This is a genomic window from Njordella calcicola (genome assembly GCF_056494125.1).
In genome coordinates, this window is sequence record NZ_CM151396.1 from 6,958,251 (window position 1) to 6,983,591 (window position 25,341).

Genomic DNA, 25,341 nt, shown 5'->3' on the forward strand with positions numbered 1-25,341 from the left:
ATCAGCGATCAGACGATCCCAACCGATGGCTCGTCTGATGACTCGGAAGCTTGACAGGGACAATCGTGTTGCGGACGCTCAACTCCGCCTCATACAATCGAAAATCATTTCCGCAAATCACTCGGCACTTCGAGCTCGGGCCTGTAGCGCCGATAACAATCCGGTCCACCCCAGCCCTCGGGCTGCCGGTTCATGTTCGCCAAGTCCATGGCTCGGGCGAGGTGACCGGTAGCGTTATGTCGCTAAGGAATCAGATGTTCGGCGAATTCGATCCTTCGCTTCTTTCTGATCCTGGCTTCAAGGAGGACTCCGTACGCGAAGAGATCGTTGTTCCCATACTCCGACGGCTTGGCTACTCTGCTAGTGGCCCTAACAAAATCATCCGCAGCAAGGGTTTGCTTCACCCTTTCGTGATGATTGGTTCCAAGAAACATCCCATCAACATTATCCCCGACTACCTGCTCTGCGCCGATGGACGCCCCGGATTGATCTTGGATGCCAAAGAGCCGAACGCAAAGCTCGTGAAATCCAAACATGCTGAACAGGCATACTCGTATGCCATCCACCCTGAAGTTCGCACCAGGTTTTACGCGCTTTGCAGTGGACGACAGCTCGTTGCGTACGACACGCAGGGAATCGCTCCGATATTCGTTTTGGATTTTGCCGACATTGACTCCAATTGGGAACTCGTAGAAAGCGTATTATCTCCGAAAAACGTATCAATGTTTGCCCAGTCCTACTTCCAACCGGATTACGGAACGGCAATGATGAAAATGGGATACCCAACAGGTTTTCAATGGATATTTTCATTTGTAAAATTCCGTCAATTCAGTTGGGTGCGTGAAGACCTCTACACAATGTCCGTTGGTAGTCCGATTGGCAATGAAATGCACATCGCCTCATTTGATTCCAACAAGGAAATTTTCGACAGAATTGTCAGCTTCACCGATGACGAAAACCGCGACTACATTGTCGAGCATTTGACACCGGGGCATATGGTCACTGCAAAACGCCCAATATATTTGTCGTTGAATACTATTTTGGGAGATGAAACTCGTGGACAATTTGAATCGTTTGTGCCATTCATGATTCTCGACGTCGCGCCGCTGGACGAGCAAGATTTTCTTGTGGCAATGGGCAACGCTGGAGACGCGACATAACAAAAAAATGCACCCGAGTTGCCGATCGGGCGTTTCCTCAAATCAAAGACTCCTGGCGGCAACCGGGTGATTTTAGGCGTTCGTACCGCGCAGTAAATGAATCTAATTGTTGCGGATGGTTCATCGCTCAAAGGGATTGCGCGTGAAGTTGCGCTTGCGTTATGATCGATTTCAATTGCTGTTCATCTTCTGCTTGTGATGCATGGGATCGATTGCGGTTCTGCTGGGATGACGAGTGATGGTTCGAACTGATTTTGACAACCCTGTTTGGTGAATCATCTGCGTTGGCCACGAGAACTGAGGATTCGATAAGCTGCTTTGATGGTTCTCGTAGCTACTTCGATGACACACCAAAGCTCACTTATGGTTCAATGCGTTGGTCGCTTGGCCTACCCAACATTGATTCGCCAAATCGATGGACGTTGTTGTGATGCATCGCTGGGAACCTCCATCGATTTGGCCATCCAATGTTGGGCCGTAAAACACTGCTGAAGGAATTGATGCGCGGACCGCTTTTTCGATCTTGACGGCGTCGCTGGCTTGATTAGTTGTGTCGACTCGCTTTCTCGATGCTAAACTGATAAACTGACGCTCTTGCGTGGGGGCAATTGACGATTTCGATGCGATTGGGCTCAGGATCGACTGACGCTCCCAGGTACGAACAAAACGATGCACACGGAGCGGCACTCCGTATCGGATTTGCTTATTAGGATTGCTGGGTGCCGCCCGGTGATCGTGGTCGTTACCCGATCGAATGCACCGTCACTCACGGTGGAGCTTGGCACCTAAATTCAGTCTCAGAACACTGCTGGTGTGGACCGCAATCATCGCGACAGTGCTGGCGATGTATTTGCGGTTTGGATCAACGGGCGAGTCAATGGTTGCAGGCCTGATGGTCCTCATTGCCTTTCTGGTCGGGCATTTACTGCTGTCTTCAAACGTTGACACTCGTGCGTTGCTCCTTGCCTTCTACTGCACTGCCATTTCGTATTCGTTCATTGTTGCCGCGATCGTTTTTGCTTTTACTCAACCGATCACAGTCAAAGAAGGCGGGGCACTTCCTTTGATTGTCATCGCAATCGTATGGTCGCGATACTTTTCGATCTTAGTCATAGCAGCGAGTCTGGGGACAATCACGACGTTATGGCATTCTTTGGACCGCCGCCTCGGGAAGATGTTGCTCTTACTGCAGTTACCTGGAATTGCAATCTGTCTCTTCGCAGCCTACGCTGCACTAAAGAAGTAGCTGAAATTGGACGCGAGCTTACAACGGCGGGTAACCATCGCGTGAACCGGAGAACGCGAGCTAAGCGATTTGCCCGTTAGAGACTTTCCCGCGCGTTCCCGGTTACGCGTGTCGTTCTGCGAAATAGAAATTATGCGAAACTATAGCAAACTGCTAGTAGCTTTTTTTGTTATTGCATCAGTATGTGTGATCGGAGTGGGGACTACAGTTCGTCAGCATACTCTTGATGCTCACGCACGTGATTCGCTCAAAGAGTATCGCAATTGGATCGCCAAATCTTGGAAATCGGACGGTCCGTCCGAGAATGCAATTCGATTGTTTATCGATACATCACCGCAATCCGTTTTGCGATTACTGCAGCGACGCGACGCAGCAATTGAGAACTTAGGGGGTACGATGTTTGGTGTGCTATGCTATCATTTGGCAAGCCAGGCACTAACGAATGAAGTACTCGCTATGCAAAATAGTGGAAATAGCCAGGAGATGAGATTTGCCGATGAGGCAGTTTCGGCAATGACGCTTGAACAAGACGGTTCCTACAAGTGGCAACACCTTGTTGACGATATGACAGGCAAGAACGCTTATCCTGCTAGTCCTTTTGGCTCGTGGAGTATTGCCGTGAATGGTTTGCCATAAGACAATCGGCAGAACAATGCGTTGCACCGAAGACGCGTAAATGGCTGATTTTTGAAATTTGGTTTATCGCCGCGTCTCGGTGAACGCGGTCGTTCGTACGCGCAGTAAATGAATCTAATTGTTGTGGATGGTTCTTCGCTCAAATGGGTTGCGCGTGAAGTTGCGATCGCGTGATGATCTATTACAATTGCTGTTCATCTTCTGCTTGTGATGCGTAGATTCGATTGCTGTGCGGCAGGGATGACGAGTGATGGTTCGAACTGATTTTGACAACCCTGTTTGGTGAATCATCTGCGTTGGCCACGAGAACTGAGGATTCGATAAGCTGCTTTGATAGTTCTCGTAGCTACTTCGATGACACACCAAAGCTCACTTATGGTTCAATGCGTTGGTCGCTTGGCCTACCCAACATTGATTCGCCAAATCGATGGACGTTGTTGTGATGCATCGCTGGGAACCTCCATCGATTTGGCCATCCAATGTTGGGCCGTAAAACACTGCTGAAGGAATTGATGCGCGGACCAGTTTTTAGATCTTGACGGCGTCGCTAGCTTGATTGGCTGTGTCGACTCGCTTTCTCGATGCTAAGCTGATAAACTGAGGGTTGTTCGCTTGGACAATTGACGATTTTGATGCGCTTGGGCTCAGGAACGACTGACGCTCCCAGGTACGAACAAGACGATGCACACGGAGCGGCACTCCGTATCGGATTTGCTTATTAGGTTTGCTGGGTGCCGCCCGGTGATCGTTGTCGTTCGTCCACACTGATGCAGCTCCTCGCGGTAGTTTCTTCATATGCGATTCTCTCTGCTTTCGCTGCTTCTTCTGACCACAGTGATGGGAGTTGCATCGGCGACGACAATAACAGTAGCCATCCAGGACAACGCACGGATGATTCTCGACGTCACACAATTTATCGTGGTTTTGCTCTCGGCCACCGCATTGACAACAGGAATTCTTTCGTCGGGCAGGATTCAAGTGCTTTGCCTTACTTGGGGGATCTTCGTTATTACGCAGAATTTATGTCATTCTACTCCTTTTTTGTGAAAGAGTTGGTAGAGAATGCGTTGATCCCTCCCCAAGAGTCTTCTGGACGCGTGATCCATGCCGTGACATATGTATTCGAGATCACTGGAATCTGGTTTGATGTTGGCGTTGCAACCATCGCCGCATGCGTAGCCGTTATGCTCTCAACATCGAAGCGCCGTGAAGGTTCTTCCGTCCAACGTCCAAATAAATTCGAGCAGAGCGAAAAAGACTAAATGGCTTACGATTGAACCGTGGAGTGCGATGTCCTCACTAAACGAAATTCTGCTACGTGTATTGCAGACAACTTTTGCTACACTACGTACCGATGCAGAGGGATACGACAACACTGAACTATCGTCGCAGACACCGCTATGGCGTAAACAGGACGAACCATCCCATGCACCTAAGCCCCCGTTGGTGCGTTACTAACTTTAGAGACATCTCTTCCGGGGGGCTAGGTGATGGGTGTCGTTCTGCCACAAATACATACATGCCTGACGTAACGTGGGTGCTGGAACCCAACATCTTTCCCGACACTCATGAACCGATCCGGAAAGCGATCCGCGATCGAGGGCATCGTCTCGTTGATTGGTCTGACGCATGGTGGTCTGACGGAGTACCGTCGCGTGTTCCTAAATCGAATGTTGTATTCCACGGCTCGCTCGGTAATGCGGCTCGAATCGCCGATGACCTTCACACTGGATTCCAGGATCGTTCTGTGCTGTCAACTCATTTCGGTGCTCTTCATGGTACGAATATGCTCGACAGTGGCTTGTCCATGTTGATTGGACGATCTGCGCGGCAGATGAACTTGTCGCCAACGCTCGAAGGATTGCAGAACGATTGAGGACGACTGACCGCCTATTTGTGCGTCCCGATAGCCCGCTGAAACCATTCAGTGGACGGGTCGTCGAGGTTGCAAATCTTACGCTCGCAAAACTTGATCATGGCTTCTATTACGATGATGAAACCCTTCCGGTTGTTGCCGCGCCCGTCCAAAACATAGGTAGTGAATGGCGGTTCGTGATTGCGAATCGCTCTGTCATCGCAGGCTCGGCATACGATCCCAAAACGCGAAAACCAGTTGCCGCACAATTGAACTCCGCAGCAAACTTCGCATCTATCGTTGCGGCGTCGATTCCCGAGCCTGAAATCGTCTACATTCTTGACGTCTGCGAATGCAATGGCCAACTTCGGCTACTAGAACTAAATCCATTTGGTGGTGCTGATCTTTACGCCTGCGATGCAAACGCGATAATTGATGCCGTATCAACAATCGCGTCCAGCGCATGAAGAGTGGCAGAACCAAGCGATGCAACGGAGCGGAAATGGCGTTCCGGCTTTACCCTTTAGTCAAGATCAATCGCTCCATTTCCGCCCGCTGATCGTGGTCGTTCGTCGGACACGGTATGAATTAGCGTATGGGACAATTCACATTCCCGCTTGAAGTTCGCGTTCAATCCTTCAATGGATGGACGCTATCCCAGGCAGTTCTGTCGAACAAATGGAGCGATCGATTGACAAACTTCCAGACTCGACTTGGTATAACTATCGATGTCGTGTGCACGACGCTGTTGCTTTGATCGCAATTAGCGAACATCAACGACTTCCGAAAAGATTGCTAGTGACGGTTTCCACTGATTTACGCCGAGTTTGGCGATTGACAAAACTCATCAAGGACTTTCGCCTCTCGTTTGCAATTTCAGATATACTGAAACGGCAAGGAGGCGTGGCAATCGACGATTAAAATTACCATACGTCAACTCACAACAGGCCGACGAACAAAGCGATGCACGCAAGTCGCCGGTCGGCCGCGAATTTGAATCATAGTTTTTTGGCGGCGACTGCGTGATCGCCAGCGTTCTGTTGCTGAGACCCAATGAAGTCAATCTGGCACCTTCTCGAAGCCGACTCCCCTGAGGAAGCGCTGCACATCGCAACAGCGAATTCCCGCCTTGAGGACATGCGCGCGTTGATCGCGAACGGTGTTGATGTTAACGCAAAACACAAAACGATCATCAGTGGACAATCGCTCGACGCGCCTCTTCACGTTGCGGCAACTTATGGCCTCGTCGAACCTGCGCGACTGTTGGTCGACGCCGGTGCAGACCTTAACCTGATTGGCGGAATGGACATGTCGCCATTGATGTGCGCCTGCTCGTGTGGCGGCCCTGACGGCGATCAAATCGCACAGTTGCTTGTCGAACGGGGAGCGGACGCTACGGTGGTTCGCGAAAGCGATGGAATGACGGCGTTGAAATTTGCCGCAAAAGGCTGCGATTCCGCGACAATCACCGCATTGATTGTTGCAGGCGCCGACGTCGATGGCCCTCCTGGTACCGACCAAACTGCCCTTATGCTCGCTGCCCGCGAAAACAACGTAGCTGCACTCGAGGTGCTTGTAAAATATGGCGCAGATCCGAAACGCGGTTGCGGGTTGCGCTGGGCTCTCGGGAAGACAGCGGCTTGGATGGCACAAAACGAAGGCAGTGTGGATGCCTTTAACTTACTTAAAGACCTTTAATCGATGATAGAACGCAACAGAACCACGCGATGCACACGGAGCGGCGGTGGCACGGGCAATCGCAATGGCAGATCAACTCCCGCCGCCCGGTGATCGCCAGCGACTATGAAGTGGTGGGTTTGCAAGTGGAGTTGTCCACGATTTTTGAGAATTGTTGTCTTCTACATGTTTTTTAGGCCCTAAGGTAGGTGCCCAACGGCGGAGGCGATTGTCGATCACTCACCACGAGAGCACTTGTCGCTGGGCAGAATTAAATACAGTACTCGCATACTCTGGCGAGGTCGGCATAATCCCATTGACGGCACCGCTGGGGCCATCCACTACAAACACGCCCATCTCATTGAACTCAATGCGACCGACGGTCATTTGGGTCGAGAGTTCGACAAGCTGGTTTTGGTTACCGGGCAGGTTCCCCATCACGATGCTGATGAAGCCGATCGGTGCAGGTTCCGCTTCACCCTGGATTCGCGGCGTTATATTAGGTTGACCAGTACGTCGATCTTGATTGAGTTGGTTGATTACATGCAGAACATCCAGAGAGCTAACGATCGAATCCGCGTTGACATCGACCCGCGGGGCGAGCGCCTGCGTCCTTGGACCAAGCCCGAGAGATGAATTGCTTCGAGCCCTCGCGTTCAATACGTTGATGATAGAAAGGACATCAAGAGACGAGACCATGAAGTCGTTGTTGACATCAGTTGGCCGGTTGGCATTGTGCCAGTCAGCGGCGAGCATATGCCTGACTTCAAGTTGTTCTACCAGACTTCGACGCTGCTTCTTCTGTGCCTTTGATAGTCGAGCGGAGGAAGTTTTTTTACCAAAAGTCGCACGAAGTAGATTCATTGATCGATCCGTAGTTGACACTCGCCGGAAGTGAGGAATACCGCAAAAAGATTAGTCGCACGGTACAACCGTTGCAATCAGTTAATCCGGCACGGCGGTTCAGATTCTGGAACAGACCGATGATTTCTGCCAGAAAACACCGCTATTTGGCAGCTCCCAAGCAGCAAATAGGCTGAAGAAAACTCCGGAAAATTAGAGAGTCAGTCTCGGTTCCAGCGGTATTTTTCGGCAGTCGGGGTCAGGTTTTTCCCTACATCCAATCGATCGTCAGAGACTACTAATGCGGTGGGCGGACCAAGTTTGATTCATCGTGCATCGTCAATACGGTCCTTCAATGGTTAAAAGCATCGCGGTACGGTGTAAGCAGTCCGGTCTGCCTGGTGAATGACGTACCTAACAGGCAACTATCGCTGCTCTGTTAGAAATTGAATGGTATTGCCACTGGCGATTGTTAGGATCGTCGATGGCAACTCCGTGATTGCTCGGGATCAGCCCTACAGCGAATCGGGCCTTCACTACTCTCCTGCCATGAGGATTTCTCCAGAGCCTTTGCGGTCGATGTAATCGATCATCTGCCGCAATGCAGCAGGCACATTAACGGATCCTCCCAATGGACGCAAACGACCAAGCTTGTGCAATTGAATCGCTTCTTCAAATAACTGTTTTGCCTCAATCGCCAGCCCATCTTCTGGATCTAAAAACTCAACATCGTACATACGGCGCCGTAATAAGTAGACGATGACCAGACTGGACCAGCGGAAAGCATAGCTTCCGCCGCCTCGATTCATTTCTTTTCGAAAAATACTCAGAAGCTGTTTGATTAGCTCAGTCGCTTCGAAAGACTCTATATCCTGTGTGGCGTCTGTTCGATATCGAAGAATCTGGGAAACTCCTTTGAGGTCATTCGTGGTTGGACCAATCGACGAGCCAACTAAGCCAAAACATTTTCGAACAAATTGCGCAATCAAGGATGGGTCACGCAACGTCAGACCAATCGTATGTCGAATCGCAGAACTGTCATAATAGGTCGTATGGCTGGGCTGGCAAAGCCATCGCTCGAAGTCGGAATTGGGTGCCGACATGTAGCCCAGGGCTCGTACGATAAGCGTAAAGTTACGGGATTTGCTGGTGGTGTTCTCGCGCCATAAATATATTAGTGCTTCTGCCGAAGACTCAAGCAACTTCTGATCGCCATGAATAGGACAGACGAAATCAGAACCAACGGCAGTCGCATCATGCGGTGTCTGTGTCTGATCCTTTTGCATTAGGCCGTCTTTAATTCGACCGAATAGGGCGGACTCTTTAAAGACGTCCTTAGTTGCGTGGTTTTCAATCTGATCAATCAAGATTTGCAAATAATGTTTGACCTGTAACCATTTGGCTCGGCTTGCCATGCGCGGCATCAACTCAGGAAATGCACGTGGCTGATTCTTCAGAAAATTTTCTTTGTCCACAGGATTCCCGTTGGGATCCAAGACGGGCTTCATCCTGTCCCAATTTGCCAGGATGGATTTTGAAGGCACTTTTTCAATTGCATCGGTCACTAGCCGCAGTTTCGCGTTCCCCTGTGCTGGTGTTGCACTGACGTGCAATCGGGATGGTAGTCGTTGTTCGGCCACATGATCAAGTACCGCGTTCAATTCACGCACACCTTCGTATTCATCGTGCGCAACGACAAGCTTCAAGCTGCGAGTGCCACTTCGTACTGCTAGGCCCTCGATCGGTTTCGGCAAATTCCATTCTTTGCCGCCGTGTACAGACTGGTTTTTGCCTCCCATCAAATTCAACCACTCGAACTTGCCAGCTCTATCGACAAAAAGTTCTAATTCAGGAAGAGTGTCGAGATAACTGACTCGACCAAACTGACGATCGTTGCAAAAAAGTGAAGCTCCGTGAGCCAGCAGATCTTCTCCGGCTAGCTGGCCTGCAACAATCAGGGCTCCGGCAGAATCCGCGGCCAATTGCGGCTGAATTGAGTTTTTGAACTGACCATCTGCTAGAGCTTCGGCAAAGTCGCCCACGACAATGGCACCCGCCAAACTGTTGCATCCGGCTAGGCTGGATATGATCTTTCGACGCGCAGATCCCAACGTTTGTTGGGGAACATCCCAGCTGACCAGTCGCTTAAGCAAGCTTTCGCCGAGAGATGATTGATTGACCGCCAACCGTTGGTTCTCATCGAGAAAGAGCTTCTTCCACGTCGTTTGAATATCTGAATCTAAACACTTACTACAACTGTCCCAACCGAAGCCCTCAGTAACGAAATCGCTTAAGCGTGGGCGACTGCGCGCCGGGATCCACCGCAGGGTGCCATCACCATCCCAAGGTACGAGTTCGACAAACGTTCTGCGGATAATCGACCAGTCCGCGTGGACTACAGCGACTGTCCGGCGTAGATCATGAACTGTGATTGGCGGCGCTAAGGTGTTGCGATTGGATTGAAGCCATGACAGCACCGCTGCAACGGGGCCCCATAGAAGTGAGGCCTGGAGATTCATTGAAGAGCAACGGTCTAGCAGATGTTGCTGTTCTCGTTGTTGGAAATCATTGGGTATCACAAGTGTGGCTGGCTTGCGTTTCGCATAGTTCGCTGTTAGCTCTGACAACCCAACGTTGATGGCCGATATTGGTTCGAATGGGTATATCCTACCCTCGACAGTCCACTGCCATTTCTTGTTAATCGTACGGCCTGCCCACGCTATTGTCATGGGCAATCGCCCAGCGCCCTTACCTAGCAAGATTCGCGAGTCTGGTGGCCAGTTCTCGCCAGCACCCCGTGGGTGAGGAGGTGAATGACAGTCAAGGCGATAAGGTTCGTCAGTGGCAGTAGGCAGCAGTACGCTTGCTGGTAGATGCTTGTTAGTCCGGTGAAAGACCTTAGCAGGTTCGCTTCCATCGATCGACAGTTGGTGAACTGACCAGTTCAGTGACCCCAGTGCGATACCACAAACATCCTTTGCAGTAGTGCCAAGCATCACTTTGTTCCATACGCAATTAGATCATCTGCGACCAAAGGATGTTCTAATAAGGCTAGTGGAAGAGAAAATACATGACTGCGTAGTCTTGTTTGAAGGTCGTCCGCAGATTGAATTTCGTTGAGAGTCACTCGCACAAATCGATGGCTGTCTTCAAGGGTCCGGTTCGGTTCATCTGGGAATTCAAACCCAATACGGTAAACAGTCGTCGCCTCTCTAATCTGTACCGTAAGGAACAACGCCGTTGCGTCTAAATCTAAGTTTCTCTGCGAAGTACATTCCAGTAATTTGCTCGTCGACTCCTTGGTACCGACCATCAGCGTCGTGGAAGTATTCAAGCGGAGCAGGGGAGGGAGGAATCCCCAATCAAAAAACTGGCCAGTTTGCGGTTGCTTCCTAATAAGGCAATCGTGTCTTGAAAGCATTTTGCGTAAGTTACGGTCCGACATTCGGGCGCGGCTAGCGTTCCAGACGGAAAGAATTAGCATTTCAGCAAAGACTTGATTCCTCCATTCCCATAAATGCTGCCTTCGTTCCTGCTGTCGCAAGACTTCTGCGTAAGTTGACCAGATCAACTTGTACCGTGATTCATGTAACAGTACATAATTGGGTTTAGGTAGGCTGGATAGTCGGGCAACTTCGACGAAATGTGGCAGTGATTGAAGTCGGCGACAAACGTTCTGGAACTTAGAAACAATGTGGATCCATTCGTGATTGGGAAACCGCGACTGATGTTGGCGAAGGTAGTTGCGTGCGAGCGTTTCACATCGGCGTAGTAGATCAAGTACAACGCGATTCTCTAGGGTGTCGGAGCTTTCAAATCGTTGTACCGCCAACACTGTTCTTCTATGCCCAGACTTCTCAGCCAAGCTGGTGCCTGGTTGCCTAGTTAGCCAACGAACACAATTGGAATCTAATTCTCTAAGTCTGTTGAGAGGTTCAAGAGCGCGTCTGCGTTTGAGTACTCGTTTGGGTTTATCGCAAACTTGTGTAAGGATCTCAGGTAAATTTCGTGCAATGCGAACGATTAAAGACCGGGGCGGACGGTTCGGTTTATGGGCATGCCGCCATCTGCAAAGAAGCCGCCCAACACTTCGGAAAGCAACTTTGGATGAGTTTTGCTCTTTGTGGAAAAATGCATCGCTTCGCTTGTCAAACGTTTCATCCATGAACGCAGCATATTGCTCAAGGGCGTCCAGCACGGGCGACACCTCTGGGACAGCTTGGATCAATACTGAAGTATTGGCATCCACCCCCATCGCTGCCGGCAAATCCGCATCTGTCTGATTCGTCGACACACTAGGCCTCGTTTCGATCTAAGCCAGACCATTGGAAGTAGTCTTCTTTGCAGCATGTTTCAATCTTGTCAATCAGCTTGCTGTCGTCGGCTTCTTGCAATATTTCTCGTAGCTGCGCAAACACGTTACGTACGCTGGCGTCCTGGGGATTAAGTCCCATTAGTTTGGGAAGAATCTTTTGTTCGATTTGATCAGCGATAACGCATTCAAGTCGATTTTCTACCTGAGGATAGTTCGCGGCATATTCCAGAATTGAGTGAGCAACGCGGTAAGCAAATGGTCGATTGATCTGATTCATTGCTGGCCTAATTCTGTTAATCCATCCGATGAGCCGATGGTGATCTTCCACTGGCATGTCTTGTGGATTCTTCAGCCAGTTTTTCCATGTCATTGCGCTCAGCTTTACCTGGTCGTCTGTGGATATCGATTTTCGATGTGTTGATGAGCCTACATCAATGCTGTTGGGGCTGCCGAAGCGTAAGACATTTGAGCGATCAATTACCTTGTCGGATAAAGCCTGTGTCGTTTCGTCTTCGTTCATTGTTCCAACGAACAATACATTTCGATCAACGAATAACTGAAGTGGCGGTTGTCCAGCTTTCCTGCCGCCGACATCAAGCGATATCTCAGCTTGCCTCCTCTTGCCAGAATCACTGGAATCGATTCCACGCCGCGTTTCAAGCTTGCTAAGGAACTCACTAAAGTAGTATTCCACACGAGCCAGATTCATTTCATCCAAAAGAACTAGTAACATTTGCTTGTCTAAGCGAACGGACTCATACGTGCCTGGCGGGTCCCAGCCGCGCCCAACTGCAGGCCCAATAGTGTCCATCTGCAATAGAGCCCGTGTTAATTCCGTTGGTCTAAATCTCTTCTCAAGATAGTCGTAAAATCCGAAAAGATCCTGTGGACTATCCCAGCGTGGTTGTACGGCGATGTTGATAAAATTGATGCCAAGGGATTCTGCATACCTTCGCGGGAGCTCACTCTTGCCCGTTCCACTAACTCCTGCGAGAGTCACCAGCGGTGAACTGTCGGTGGTTTTTAATGCGGTATGAAATGCATAGACAGCCCGGTCGTCGAATTTGAGCCCCAATTGACTGAGATACGACTTGAAGCCATTCAAAGCATTCATTTCGTCGATCGAGGTCTTGCTAAGCGATTTGCCTACGGCGAGCAGTGGCTGCCAAATCTCGTTCTTCTCCGGCGGTAAAATGTTGTCCTCAGGATCAACGGCTGAGCTGAGGCGGTCGAATGCAGATTGCATGACGGGTATCTGCGACTGTAAGGCGCCGGATTTTGCTTCAAGCTGTTCGACCTCACTGCGTAGGTCTCGCCGTTCTTTTTCGAGCTTGTCCTTTTCCGCGAGTAAATCCGAGACCGAAGCAATCAAATCCTCGTTCGCTTTCTGCTTGATTGCTTCCTGCCGTTGGAGCTCCTTTAGCTTTTGCTCCAAGTCTTCCGTCTCTTGTATTGCCTGACGTTTTCGCTCCTGCAGGGACGGTATTTCCTTCGCTATCGCGTTTGCTTTTTCAACCTGATCGCTGAGATTTTCAAGCTCGCGGCGAACTAAACTTTCTTGGTCAAGCAACTGGTTGAGATCAGTCTTGCCCTTCTTCAGTTCCGCATCGATGCGAGACTGTTGTTCTTGGAGATTCGCGACAGCCTTAGTAATAGAATCCAGCTCACGTTGAAGTTCGCCGCGACGCAACTTCAGTTCGGCGATCTCAGCTTCGATCTTTGTTCGAATCTCGGCTCCTGCTTTTTGTAGTTTCTCCAACTGCTCAGCCGCATCAGCCTTTTTCGACTCAATCAGGGCTAGCTCGGATCTTAAGGCATGCGCCCTTTCCAACTCGATTTGCATCATGGAAAGTTCACGATTTATGCTGTTGATTGTTGCTTCTAAGTTTTCAATCTTTGCTTTACGATCGGCAATCTCTCCGTCTAGTGCGGATCTCTGTTCATGTAAGTTGGCAAGTAGGCCCTGCTGGGTCTCTAGTTCGTTCTGGATGCGGGCGACTTCTTGCTTATCCTTTTCTAGTCTCAAGATATCTTCCTGGACATCCTCCATCCACTGCCTTTGGCGTTGCGCAGCCTCGATGGTTTGCTGTGCCTCAAAGACCGAGTCCTTTAGGATTTGGTATTCCTCTTGTAACTCTTCGATCCTAGCACGCAAATTTTCCCACTTGGTCGCTTCAGGTAGATTCTGTTCTCGTTTCCAGAATCTTTCCGCTTGACGTCTGTGATGACCAAAACTAAGCACCACTAACAAAGCACCTACCAAAGTAGACGCTAGCGACAAAACGACAGCAACAATCGAAGGTGTAGCCAACTCGTTCATGGTTGCGAATCTCCTAGCGATCCAACGTTCGGAGTTGATTCATCCGGGGGGACGAGTGGTTCCGCAGAAGACGGTATGACTGGGAGTTGGAGATCTTCAATTGCTTTCCGGATATCCGCAGCTTTCGATGTGATTTCTTGTATCGTTTCGGCTGCTGTACTTGCCAAGTCCGTTAACGAAGTCGTAGCAACTGCCGCGGCCGTGTTCATGGCCTTAGTCATATCACTTATCCGAAGGGATGTGTCTTGTTCCGACTTGCGCAATTTCCCAAGGCGGTCTTCGATGATTGTTATCTCTCCTTCAAGTCGAACTAGTTCCAAGCGGCTTTTGTTCTTATCTATGTCGGCACTTGCCAGTTGCATTTTCGCATTCGAAAGCTCTTGTTCCGTCAATGCGATATCACGTTTGAATTGTTCTAGCTTTGCTTCGGCAGCATTCACGCCAGCCGTCAGTTCCGCAGTCTTTTGCTGTTGCAGTTTATGGTCAGCCAATTGCGTAAGACGCTTCTGTAGAAAGACGTCGTACTCAGCGACCCGACTCTCCATCGCTTGCAATTGTTGCTTGCTTTTCTCAAACAGCTTGTTTTGTGCGTCAGTCTTGCCTTCCGCTGCAGCAAGTTCTTCCTGGATCGTGTTCAAGGCAATCCGGATCGCTTTGCCACGTTCGATAAGCTGCTGATTTAATGATTCAGATTCCAGCCGTGCGGCTTCCGCGGCTTTCGCAGCGAGTTCGGCTTCAAGTTTTTGCTTTGCTACAGATTCACGTTCGCTGGTTAGCCTTTCGATTTCTAGTTGTGCTACGTCTCGGCTCACTGCTAGGCCTTCGTATTCAGCAAGTTGATCTTGAGTGGACTTTGTCAGGTCGTTGCGGTCCTTCTGTAGTTTTGCGATTTCTGCAACGAGAGTTGTTTCCTGCCGACCCAGAGAATCAATTCGCATTTCCAAATCATTTTGCATCTTCATCCATGTTGCCATGGCGTCTTGCCGACTTTGATCTGAGGTTTTCCAAGAGGTCCGTTCCGCCAGAAATGTCGCTTGGTCCTGGGATGTCTTGAGTAATGCGACTAAAGCAACGACATGAAGGGCAACCGCAATTGACGCAATTCCTAAAACTGCCCCAAGCCAAACTTTCGATGGCAATTCAGGGGCACTGCCCGATTGTTTATCATTTTGAAACAGTGGCCCTGATTCCGTAGGTGCATTGCGTGGAATTGGAGGTGTCGGATAGCTGGACATTCTTCACTAGGATTCATTAGGCAAGCGATGGAATACGATGCACGGTTGTGTACGCATTGTAGTTCGAGAGTTGGACGATTTCATATTCTGATGTTCAGAAATAAAATGGCTACGTATTGTCATTAGGCGTCTGCATAGCCTCCTGTACCATTTTTATGCAGCGATCCATACTTTCTTTCAATTCAAAGACCCAGAATCGAAGTATTTTCCAACCATCGGCGACTAATAGTTGATCTCGGTAAATGTCGTCCATGGCTCGGTCTGCAAACGCAGACGCGTGGTAGCTCTCGCCGTCAATCTCGACGTTCAGCTTGAGTTCACGGGTGAAGATAGCGAAATCCAAGTGTCGTCCGCAGGCTGGATACTGCTGATGATACGTAATGTTATTTTCCGTAAGCGCTCGCGCAAAGGCAGGTTCCCAGACGGGGCCAATAAGGTCCGTACGGAATCCAACTGTCCGAATCTTTTCCAGCTTTTGATTTTCTAGTTCGACGAACTCGGCAAGTCTGCGAATGTGGTAGATGTTACTGCCCTTTGCCCATGCGCGGTCTCCAAAAATTCTAAGTTGCTTCTTGGCGCGACTTACAGCAACATTAAAGCGATTTGGCGCCTCTGCAAGGAATCGAAGTGAACCTGCGCTTAATCTTGCACCAGCAACCAAGCTGAACAATACGAGATCTCGCTCATCACCCTGAAAGCCATCGGCCGTGTCTACGTGCAATCGTGTGCGTGTTAAGAAATCGTGCGGAATGAATTGAAAGAGTGTGTCGCGTATACGATTGGCTTGCTGTCGGAACGGGGTCACAACACCAATAGTTCCTTGGTAGTCCTGTTCGGCCAACATTGTAACCTCGTTTAAGATCGCTTGCCGCTGATTATCACTTACACTGCCGCCTCCAGGGGCGCTCTCACAATCATCGCTAACATCAGTCCAACTGATTCCTGCCTGCGAAGTGGCGTTGGTTAGGATTGCCCAGCCGCCTCGATAGAATGTTTCGCTGCAGTATTCTGCTATCGAAGGATGGCAGCGGTGGTGCTGTCTAAGTGTCGTACGAGCAGTTCCATAGGGTGATGTGTAGGCGAAATGGAACATTGACGATGAACGATAGCTGAATCTTTCTAGTTCTGTACTGTCAACCTGGAATTGCCGACGAAGATGTCGGTCTGTGTTCGCGGAAAGGCTGGTGACATGGCAAAGTTGCATAGGGTCTCCCACGATCATTGCTCTGCGACTTCGAAACAGGAGTGGCAAAACAGACGCAATATCGCACTGAGACGCTTCGTCAATGATTAAAAGATCAAATACTCCCGGCTCAAGTGAAATATCTCGTTGGATCGATAGATTCGTTGTCGCAACCAATGGGAAATGCTTCAGGAATATGGGGAATGCCTTGCGCATGGCATTATTCCATCGGGTATGGTCTGCGTCATTGTCTAGCTCACTGCGATTGGCGATGGTCGAAAGTACATTTGCCAGTTGAGATCGTTCATGATTCGTAAGTCCTGCGCCGGACTGTTTGGCTAGTTCCGTTAAAGCCTTAACTGAGAGTTGCTCAACTTGCCCAGCCAGTTCCCATTCCGATCGACAAAGTTCGCTTAGGCTTGGAAGCTTTGCTATTTGTGATTTCAGTGCATCAATGCATCCTAAGGCGTCGTTGGCGGAGGCGAAAGTTTTCCAGTAGGCCATGACATCGCGAAAATAGCCTGATAGCTGACTCATTTTCATGTCTTGAGCGTGTGGCAATATCCGGTCCGCGTCTACAACAGATTTAAAGCGTGCATCGTACTCGCGTGCAATGTCAGTGGCTTTTTTAAAACGCTTTCGTGCTGTCATCCAGTCGATCAGCCACTTGTAAGACAATTGAAATCGACCAACAGGGCGTAAAGCTTCAAAAACCGAATCGATTTGTGCAGGAGTTGGCAGTGTTTCACGATGTTGACCAAGGAACGATTTGAGATCCTCTGGCACGTCTGCAAGCCGGTCGCAAAACTTAAACCACATCTCTTCGAATTGGTTCCTGGCCGATGCCAACTGCTCAAGCAATTTTGTTGAGTCTTGATGGAGCTTGATACGCTTGGCAAGCGCTTGGACAATAGTATCGAAATACGAGCGATCCGGTTGTAGGTCGCAAGAGACCAGTTGGTTGATTGCTGCATGCAGGTTCATATCAGCGGCGGCTCCCCAAGGTCTAGCGAGTCTCAGCATGATAGGCCATGGCGCCGTTATTGCATTGACTTTTGGTACGACGGCTTCAAGAGCTTGATGGTTTCGACTTGCCAAGAGCGTGCTGTTTCCCGTGATAGCTTGTTGGGAAAGTACGCTTGCGACCACTCGGGACTTTCCAGTTCCGGGTGGGCCAATGACGATGGATAGCGGTTCTAGCGTCGCCTGCCTCGCTGCATGTAACTGTTCTCGGTTCAGTTTTAGAGCCTGTGTGCCAATCAGTTCTCGGTTCGACGTTACTTCCGTCTCTTGCGGTAACTTGCTGGCTTGATGTGGGAAAAAGTATTTTAGAGCAGACTGATCCAGTTGTTCATCGCGTACATGGTAGGAAAGCTCCAGCAGTTCCTTATGTAGGTTCGCAGTAAATCGCCATTTACGCGGAATGATAAGACTTGCCCTGTTGTAAATTCCATCCTGCGAAAGGTAGTTTAACGCCGGATGCGAACTGACCCTGCCAGTGTCGAGAGGTTCGACGCACCAGTCAGGATAGTAATGACTTAGTAAACCAGCACAGTCACTCCAAAGCGTTTGTTCTATGGGCAATTCTGTTTCATCTCCGTCCATGGATGGGATGCCGCATAGCTCTAAGAATGCTTTACGTTCGGCTGTGTTTCGAAGTCGTCTTTCAAGCCAACCTTCATTAATACGAATCTGACCCAACGGCTCAATTCGCAAGTCACCCTGTATGAGACTCGCACTGCATGGAACCATGAAGACTGGCGATAGGAAAGTGACCTTCTCGCCAGAAGGGTCTTGCCATTGGAATCTATGCAGCGGGTAACCAAGGAAAATGTATTTTGTTTCGACAAGATTTCGCATCCATTGGTGCCACGACGGTCTACTACGGACGTCAAGAAACGATGAGTCAGGTAGTGATCCATCCAAGCATACGATAGTTTGGTTTTCTTCGTCGGCTTTTGCATGAACTGAGGATCTTTGATCTAGTCGAATGCATTCAGCGTAATATTCACACAGCCTTCGAAAGGTCGACCACCTGGAAGCCGCTTTGTCAACCCGATTGCGTTGCGCAAGACCGCCAATCGCCGGTTCCGGTAACTGCTTCACGTTCTGAAGTGAAGGCGACTTTGTGTGATGCGGCGACTGTGGAAAGGCGTTTGGGACTGCCGAGACATTCTGTGCTAGCTCATACCTGGTGATCTTGGTCTTCCATCGACTACTCTGAAAGGACACCAAGCCTTTGTGTTGCATGTCCAGAAGGACTTCGTTAGCCTCGCTAGGTTGGCACCGAATCGATCGTGCGATCTCACGACTGGTCATACCAACCGAACTGGATGCCAACCTCTTGAGGATCTTATCTGCCAGTTCGTTTGGAGGGATATGTGTCACGGAAAAAGCGGATTATTACTGATTGCTTGCCGGAATGTAACGGAGACGGGGGACATGTAACGTACCGAAAGTTCTGGGACAGCTCAAGTTGTAGGCCCAATGTTAGTGAGTAGAACTAGGGGCTTTACTAGCTCGGGAAGGCAGCTAACCGCTGGCTCGCTCAAATGAAATTCGGTTAATTGACATGCAGGTAGGGGGCATGAAGCACATCCGATAATTAAACCATCGAGCTGCCTGCCACTTTTGGCGGCGATGGGGATCGCATATAACCAGCTTAGAACGTCGGCCGCGACGGGTTTTGAAGATCGAATCGAGAAAGAGAAGGGCAATGACTAGCAACGTCTATCGAATCAAGGGGCCTGACGCTGACGGGACAGGCTTGTGGGTCGGCGATGGATTCATTGTGCACAAGGATACCATTGCAAGAAAGAATAACATCGCAAAATCGGGTGCAGCGACGGTCCGAAGCATTCGGCAGCAGTTGATCGATGACGGAACACTGGTAGACGACGGGAAGGTTTATCGATTCTCAAGAGATTACAAGTTCAAAACGCCCAGCGGTGCGGCTGCTGCAGTTTTAGGGCGATCGGCCAATGGTTGGATTTGCTGGGTGTCAGGTGATGGCAGGACGATTGGTGAGATTGAACGGGGTGGCGCAACAAACGTCGCAACAATCCTCGACATGACACAAGTAGTTCGCATCAAGAAGGCCTATGCCGAGCTGGTCAAGTCAGGAGCCCTTCGTAGCCCGCAAAAGATTCACTCTGAGTACGCTGCCTTCAAAGCAAGATTCGAGCCACAGCGGCTACTGGATGTTGACGGTGAAGCACTGCTCTCACTGATGCACGACCACAGCAACGTCAACAGCCTTGTGTACTGGCTGGAATGGAAAAACGATGACGAGTTCAATACTCGCAACTTCGGAAGCATCGTTGGCGGCAGTGCACTGAAGTTTCGTTTGTTCCGTCGCAAAGAGACCGGCAACTGGCAAAGCGGCGATGCAAGCAACTATCCAGTGGATATTTCGATCGACGAAGCGGTTGAGATGGCTCGCGATCATCGCAATCAACTGGTTGAGGCCTCTAGCCTTCTAGATGCCTTCGCCGACGATCCTACTCCTGAAGACTACATTGAACTACAGGAACAACTCGAAGACGTTGCTCCAATCACTTGCCAACTCGCCTGGGCCCACAAATACCTTTCCTTGATTCATCCGAAGAAACTGGATGACTACCACAGTCTGGACTATCAGCGGTTTCATCTGGTTAAGTTACTGCAACTGCCGCCGGAGCCAGGTGGGCGTTTCGCCAATGCCTACGGATTCGTTCAGGCCTCGAAAGATACGGGGATCTTTCTGAATCATCTGACAGGAACTTTGAATGAATTGCATGGCAATCCTTACAAGTACTGGAGGATTGGTACCACCGATGGCTCAGGCAATTCCTATTGGGATGAGATGAAGCAAGGGGGCTATGCGGCGGTACGCTGGAATCGAATTGGCGATCTGTCGTGGGTGACTGGGAATGCGGAATCTAATGACCGACTGAAACAACTGCTAGAATCTCAATACGATAGTAACGCAACCGTCATCGGGAAGGACCGCTCGCAATTGACGCAATTTGTGGCGGCTATCAAGGAAGGGGATATCGTGGTCGCTGCCGATGGTATGACAATTCTTGGGGTCGGCAAGGTCACCGGACCATACGAATATCACGAAGGAAGCGAGTTTTCGCACCACCGTCCGGTCAAGTGGTTGGATCTGACGGAGTGGCAACTGCCGATCCCCAAGGAAGGGCTCCAGTCATCGGTCCGGGAGATTCGCAAGTTCAACGACAATCTCGTCGCCATCGAACGAAAGCTGCTTAGTAGTGAGTTGCCTATCGGGCCAGTGGGTCCCAATCCAATCGTAATCAAGCAACTAACGGGCATTGCCGGACGAATCCAATCGACGCTGGAGCGTAAGAACCAAGTGCTTTTGTATGGTCCGCCGGGTACTGGCAAAACATACTGGGCAACAAACGCGGCGCGAGATCTAGCCGCATTAAAGTCCTATGGCAAGCGTTATGCAGATCTGTCTTCAACCGAAATCGAAAAGATCGATGGCTCGAGAAAATCCTTTGGCTATGCCCGCTTGTGTTGCTTCCATCCTGCCTATGGATATGAGGATTTTTTGGAAGGCTATCGTCCGCAGTCGCTCAACGGAAACATCTCGTTCCAGTTGCGAGATGGCATCTTTAAGCAGATCTGCGCCGATGCAGTCAGCGAGCCCGAGAAGAACTTCTATTTGATCATCGATGAAATCAATCGCGGGGACGTTCCCCGCGTCTTTGGCGAACTCTTGACCATCCTTGAAAAAGACAAACGTGGCCGGTCCATTTTGCTGCCCCTGAGCCAGCAATTCTTCTCGGTCCCCAAGAACGTTTATGTGATCGGGACCATGAACACGTCCGATCGTTCCATTTCGCTGTTTGACACCGCTCTGCGACGACGTTTCGGCTTTGTCGAACTAATGCCAGATAGCCATGTGCTGAAGGATATAGTCATAGCGGGCATATCGCTCAAGGCCTGGCTCGACGCTGTCAACCAGCGGATACGTAGCCACGTGGGCCGTGATGCTCGGAATTTGCAGATAGGCCACTCATACCTGCTGCACGCTGGGTCGCCGATCAACGATATCGCGACGTTTAAACGAGTGATTCGCGACGATATTTTGCCGCTTCTCGAAGAGTACTGCTACGAAGATTACCAAACACTGGCGAAAATCCTTGGCGAAGACCTAGTAGATGTCCAGTCACAAAGAGTGCGACATGAGCTGTTCGATGACAGCAATGAAAGCGAATTGGTGGCTGCCTTATTGTCCCCTTTCAAAGATCTTGAAAACGCAAGCGATCAGTTGCTAACGGACAGCCAGTCGGACAGTAACGACGTCAATGAGGATTTCGAGGATGAGTGATCATGTGCATATAGAAATGCATGAATGGTCGGTTGCGAGCCCGGCGAACGTCCCGGCATTAAAGCGGCTGGAACTCACTCCATCGGGACAGATCGATGCAGCATCGCTTACTCAGGAGGGTCGACTTGAGATCGCCGAGCTTAAGGATGGACTACAGATCAAGACTCGCTCCTACGTAGGTAGCGTGTTGTGTGGAAACCTACGTTTGACGGTCAAGCCGAAGCTTCCCAACGACGACCTACTCAAGTTGCTTCGATATGCCTACGGGCTACGCCGGATCTCCATGCACAAAAGTACGATGCAAACCATGAGCAAGCTTGGCTTTCAAGACCTCTTGATTTGGCAACTCTGCGATGAAACAGAAGAGATCCTTAATCGCGGCATCGTGCGATCCTATGAGCGCAAACAAGAATCGTTATCCGTTCCGCGAGGACGATTGGACTTGACGAAAATCGCGTCCGCTGGCGGTATACTCACCGCGAATCTACCCTGCATTCATTTCCCACGCTCGGAAGACACGCTCCTCAACCAAGTCCTCTATGCCGGTCTGCTTCTTGCAAGCTCACTGGCCAGTGACTTGCAATTGAAGCGTGAATGCCAGCGACTGAGCAAGTTTTTTGACGAATCGGTCCAACGCATTAAGTTAAGCGACGATGCGATAGACCGAGCGACGCTGAAATTGTCGCGACTAACGATTGGTTACCAGCCAGTAGTTCAGATCATCAAATTGCTAGCGGATTCTTCTGGCCTGTTGTTAAAGGACGAACGCAATCGTGTGAAGTTGAAAGGCTTTCTATTCGACATGAACGCATTCTTCCAAGCAATCGTTTCACGGCTACTGAAAGATGGTCTGTCCGAGATGCAAGTAAAGGACGAGCAATCGCTTCGAAAGATGATGCAATACGATCGACATTGGAATCCGCAGCGTCGTAAAGCACCGACGCCACGTCCGGATTTCGTCGTTGTCGATGCTAAGGGTACGCCCCGAGCAATCCTGGACGCCAAGTATCGAGATCTGTGGCAGCGGTCGCTTCCCAATTCGATGCTATACCAGTTGGTAGTGTATGCAATCAGCCAGCAGCACCTGTTGCACAGTGCCATCATCTACCCAACAACCAGCAGCCACGCGAAGGAGGCCAGGGTCAGTGTCTTCGATCCCGTGGATCAGCGGTTGCTGGGTCAGGTATCGCTTCGACCGCTGAATTTGTCGTTGCTCGCAGACATCGTTTCTGGCGGACCAAACGGTTCCGAAAGACTTTCCCAGTTGGCGTTTGAATTAGCAGGTTTATCCAGGAAGTAGACCAAGCATGAAAAGTATATTCTCGACCTATTCAACCGGTGAGAACAGGATTACCGCGTCGTTTTTGGCCGTACTGCGTTGCCTGTCGCTTGATCGCATGCAGCGCCTGCTGGGGAGTATGTTTGAACAATCTGAATTCGAGCTGATTCGATTCGAAAACCAACCATCTAAGGGCGGTGAAGGGGTACCTGATGCGATCATACAAAGTAGTATCAGGATTCTGGTCGAGACCAAGATTGCTCGCAACACGGTACATTTGCCGCAAATCAAACGGCACTTGCAGCGTCTAGATGCTGCCAATGAAACAGAATGTGTTTTGTTGGTCTTGACTCCTGACGACATCAAGCCGCAATTGTTGGTAAAGCTAAACGACCATCGGGTTGCATGGGCATCGTTTGCAATTTTGGATCAAGCGATCGACGAATTACTGGATGACAAGTATGAAGTCGTGTCCGAACGTGAAGCCTTTTTGCTCCGTGAACTGCAAAACATGCTATCGGCAGAAGGCTTACTGGCCAATGACAATGATGTCGTAATCGTGGCCGCTAGAAACGCGTGGCCGGAATACAATGAAATTCATGCTTACGTCTGTCAGCCGAGCAGGCCGTTTCAGCGCGTCACGCGGATGGGTTTTTACACCAGCGGCATGATCTATCCACTCATTCCAAAGATACTTTTCACGCAGGACGAGGTATTAATGACCAAGGGACGGTACAAAGGGGAGTTGGGCGCATTGGTCAATCGTTTGGTCGCAGAAGGCTACAGGCCTGAAAATGGTTTGTTCAAAGTGATGTTGCTTTCGCCGCCCGAGTCGGCAGACACGCTGAAACTGGAGAACGCCATTCCGAATGACAAACTAAGCAAGAGTGGCAAGCCGACTGCATTTACTATGGGGCAACGTTACGTGTCGCTCGAGAAGCTAAAAGCCGCCAGGACCACATCAGATTTTGAATGATCTACACTGACGCAAGCAGGAATTGCTTGGAGTCCCTAGCTCGCAGACCAGATCCCGACTGAACCGGCAGGGCAGTTAGCAGACGCCTCATTTGCATCGCCATGGCAAGCTGCCTTCAACGCAACGGGCTTAGTAGAACGACAGCCCCCATCAGCCACAGGCATTTTCGCAGCAGAACATCGAGAAGTAGGCCGGCAATGAAGCCACGCCAACAGGCGTCACATTCTGGTATTCAAATGCTCCTGTCGCGAGTAGTTTACAGCTGTTAAACCCACTGTCAAAAAATGGTTTGGCATACTTACTATCCTCTAGCCTTGCCGGTTGTGCTCTCTTTATATTGTTCTTGTAATGTGATTGCCTGTAGCCGCGATAGCGAAACTGCCAACGCGGTCATCTCTGTAAGTGCGTCAGTTCTCTGAGACGCAATGGACAGCTTGCTAGTAGCTAACGATAGTAAATTACTAGCCTGCTCGAAAAGCACTCTGGCTTCTGCCAGGTCACGGGTTCTACGCAGCCTGCTCATGCGACGAATCCAGCCAAGCGTTAGGAACGAAATACCAAGCCATAACCCAAGCACCATCGTCACCTACCCGCAGCACCACTGTCTGATCAGCGTCTACCTGAAGCTCTGTGTCGCCGACTAGATCTTCACAAGCAGCTACCACATACGGATCTCCAGCAGGTGCTGCAAAAAATTGAATGCAGTCACGAAACGTTAAGCCACGAATAGCTGCCAAAGCCTTCTGCTTACTCTTGGACATCTGACAACTCCGTCAGTAAACAGATATTGCCGTCATCGTCGCAATGACCAATGTGCTCGCGAATCCAAGCAACTGCCGCCTCCTTAGACGGTAACGAATGCAGATGAAGCCACGCACCCTCATCATCATAAACACACGCCAGGGTGGGTATATCTACTGCCCACATACAACCTCGCTTTTCGGTAAATAAGTACCGTGTCGAATTGACCAAGTGTCCAACATAGAAATGTCGAACGAAAAATAAAAAAATTTCAGAAAAAGTTTTCGGCCTGCAAGCAAGCAGCGTACCGAAAATCAGGTCAAATTATTGGCACGCAATCTGCTGTAGCCGGCGAGCTTAAAAACAGCGTTTTGTACACTAGTTTTAGGGGTGTGAAAAATCGGTTGCGAACACTTGTTGAAACAAGCTTGGCAACTTTAAGCGCACTCGTGTCAACTTTGGGTTACCATTTGGCAACTCTAGGTGAACTCTTGGCAACTTTATACCTTCAAATGCAACTTTAAGTTCCCAAGC

The 25,341-nt window shown here is 50.0% G+C and carries 19 protein-coding genes; 11 read left to right on the forward strand and 8 right to left on the reverse strand.

Going from position 1 to position 25,341, the window contains the following annotated elements; translation table 11 throughout:
* Positions 1-254 precede the first annotated feature (254 nt).
* Positions 255-1,160 (forward strand): hypothetical protein, encoded by a 906-nt coding sequence (locus SH302x_RS26915; protein ID WP_479366212.1) that lies wholly within the window; start codon positions 255-257, stop codon positions 1,158-1,160.
* A 357-nt stretch (positions 1,161-1,517) separates the two neighbouring features.
* On the opposite strand, the gene SH302x_RS26920 is transcribed toward SH302x_RS26915, so the two are convergent.
* Positions 1,518-1,835, reverse strand: a complete 318-nt coding sequence (locus tag SH302x_RS26920; RefSeq protein WP_479366188.1) for a hypothetical protein — start codon at positions 1,833-1,835, stop codon at positions 1,518-1,520.
* A gap of 79 nt (positions 1,836-1,914) precedes the next feature.
* Between SH302x_RS26920 and SH302x_RS26925 the strand changes: the two genes are divergently transcribed.
* From SH302x_RS26925 to SH302x_RS26955, 7 genes are all read left to right on the forward strand, one after another.
* Positions 1,915-2,406 (forward strand): hypothetical protein, encoded by a 492-nt coding sequence (locus SH302x_RS26925; protein ID WP_479366213.1) that lies wholly within the window; start codon positions 1,915-1,917, stop codon positions 2,404-2,406.
* 132 nt (positions 2,407-2,538) lie between these two features.
* Positions 2,539-3,042 carry a hypothetical protein gene (locus SH302x_RS26930; protein WP_479366215.1) on the forward strand — a complete coding sequence of 168 codons (504 nt, stop codon included), beginning with the start codon at positions 2,539-2,541 and terminating at the stop codon, positions 3,040-3,042.
* A gap of 767 nt (positions 3,043-3,809) precedes the next feature.
* The gene (locus SH302x_RS26935) at positions 3,810-4,304 is read left to right on the forward strand and encodes a hypothetical protein (protein ID WP_479366216.1); all 495 of its coding nucleotides are present in this window, start codon (positions 3,810-3,812) and stop codon (positions 4,302-4,304) included.
* Positions 4,305-4,561: 257 nt separating this feature from the next.
* Positions 4,562-4,918: a hypothetical protein gene (locus SH302x_RS26940; protein WP_479366218.1), complete on the forward strand. Its 357-nt coding sequence runs from the start codon at positions 4,562-4,564 to the stop codon at positions 4,916-4,918.
* The gene (locus SH302x_RS26945) at positions 4,915-5,364 is read left to right on the forward strand and encodes an ATP-grasp domain-containing protein (protein ID WP_479366219.1); all 450 of its coding nucleotides are present in this window, start codon (positions 4,915-4,917) and stop codon (positions 5,362-5,364) included. The genes SH302x_RS26940 and SH302x_RS26945 overlap by 4 nt, the downstream gene beginning before the upstream one ends.
* Before the next feature lie 178 nt (positions 5,365-5,542).
* Positions 5,543-5,818 carry a hypothetical protein gene (locus tag SH302x_RS26950; protein WP_479366220.1) on the forward strand — a complete coding sequence of 92 codons (276 nt, stop codon included), beginning with the start codon at positions 5,543-5,545 and terminating at the stop codon, positions 5,816-5,818.
* 132 nt (positions 5,819-5,950) lie between these two features.
* Positions 5,951-6,595, forward strand: coding sequence for an ankyrin repeat domain-containing protein (locus SH302x_RS26955; RefSeq protein ID WP_479366221.1), 645 nt, complete (start codon positions 5,951-5,953; stop codon positions 6,593-6,595).
* 219 nt (positions 6,596-6,814) lie between these two features.
* On the opposite strand, the gene SH302x_RS26960 is transcribed toward SH302x_RS26955, so the two are convergent.
* The 6 genes from SH302x_RS26960 to SH302x_RS26985 form a co-directional block, all read right to left on the reverse strand.
* Entirely contained in the window at positions 6,815-7,438 is a 624-nt protein-coding gene (locus tag SH302x_RS26960; protein WP_479366222.1) for a dockerin type I domain-containing protein, read from the reverse strand.
* Between the two features lie 515 nt (positions 7,439-7,953).
* Positions 7,954-10,413 (reverse strand): hypothetical protein, encoded by a 2,460-nt coding sequence (locus SH302x_RS26965; RefSeq protein ID WP_479366223.1) that lies wholly within the window; start codon positions 10,411-10,413, stop codon positions 7,954-7,956.
* Complete coding sequence (locus SH302x_RS26970; protein WP_479369320.1) at positions 10,413-11,672, reverse strand: DUF2357 domain-containing protein; 1,260 nt, start codon at positions 11,670-11,672, stop codon at positions 10,413-10,415. Before SH302x_RS26970 ends, SH302x_RS26965 begins: the two co-directional genes overlap by 1 nt.
* A gap of 40 nt (positions 11,673-11,712) precedes the next feature.
* On the reverse strand, positions 11,713-14,052 hold the full coding sequence (locus tag SH302x_RS26975) for an McrB family protein (RefSeq protein ID WP_479366224.1): 2,340 nt from the start codon (positions 14,050-14,052) through the stop codon (positions 11,713-11,715).
* A complete protein-coding gene (locus SH302x_RS26980) occupies positions 14,049-15,287 on the reverse strand; it encodes a coiled-coil domain-containing protein (protein ID WP_479366225.1) in 1,239 nt (412 codons plus the stop codon). Before SH302x_RS26980 ends, SH302x_RS26975 begins: the two co-directional genes overlap by 4 nt.
* A gap of 109 nt (positions 15,288-15,396) precedes the next feature.
* Positions 15,397-18,330 (reverse strand): AAA domain-containing protein, encoded by a 2,934-nt coding sequence (locus SH302x_RS26985; RefSeq protein ID WP_479366226.1) that lies wholly within the window; start codon positions 18,328-18,330, stop codon positions 15,397-15,399.
* 856 nt (positions 18,331-19,186) lie between these two features.
* Here SH302x_RS26985 and SH302x_RS26990 point away from each other — a divergent pair.
* The 3 genes from SH302x_RS26990 to SH302x_RS27000 are packed head-to-tail and all read left to right on the forward strand — an operon-like array spanning position 19,187 to position 24,066.
* A complete protein-coding gene (locus SH302x_RS26990) occupies positions 19,187-21,811 on the forward strand; it encodes a DUF4357 domain-containing protein (protein WP_479366227.1) in 2,625 nt (874 codons plus the stop codon).
* Positions 21,804-23,111 carry an McrC family protein gene (locus SH302x_RS26995; RefSeq protein WP_479366229.1) on the forward strand — a complete coding sequence of 436 codons (1,308 nt, stop codon included), beginning with the start codon at positions 21,804-21,806 and terminating at the stop codon, positions 23,109-23,111. The genes SH302x_RS26990 and SH302x_RS26995 overlap by 8 nt, the downstream gene beginning before the upstream one ends.
* 7 nt (positions 23,112-23,118) lie before the next feature.
* Positions 23,119-24,066 carry a hypothetical protein gene (locus SH302x_RS27000; protein WP_479366231.1) on the forward strand — a complete coding sequence of 316 codons (948 nt, stop codon included), beginning with the start codon at positions 23,119-23,121 and terminating at the stop codon, positions 24,064-24,066.
* Between the two features lie 506 nt (positions 24,067-24,572).
* On the opposite strand, the gene SH302x_RS27005 is transcribed toward SH302x_RS27000, so the two are convergent.
* Positions 24,573-24,827 (reverse strand): hypothetical protein, encoded by a 255-nt coding sequence (locus tag SH302x_RS27005; RefSeq protein ID WP_479366232.1) that lies wholly within the window; start codon positions 24,825-24,827, stop codon positions 24,573-24,575.
* Positions 24,828-25,341 lie beyond the last annotated feature (514 nt).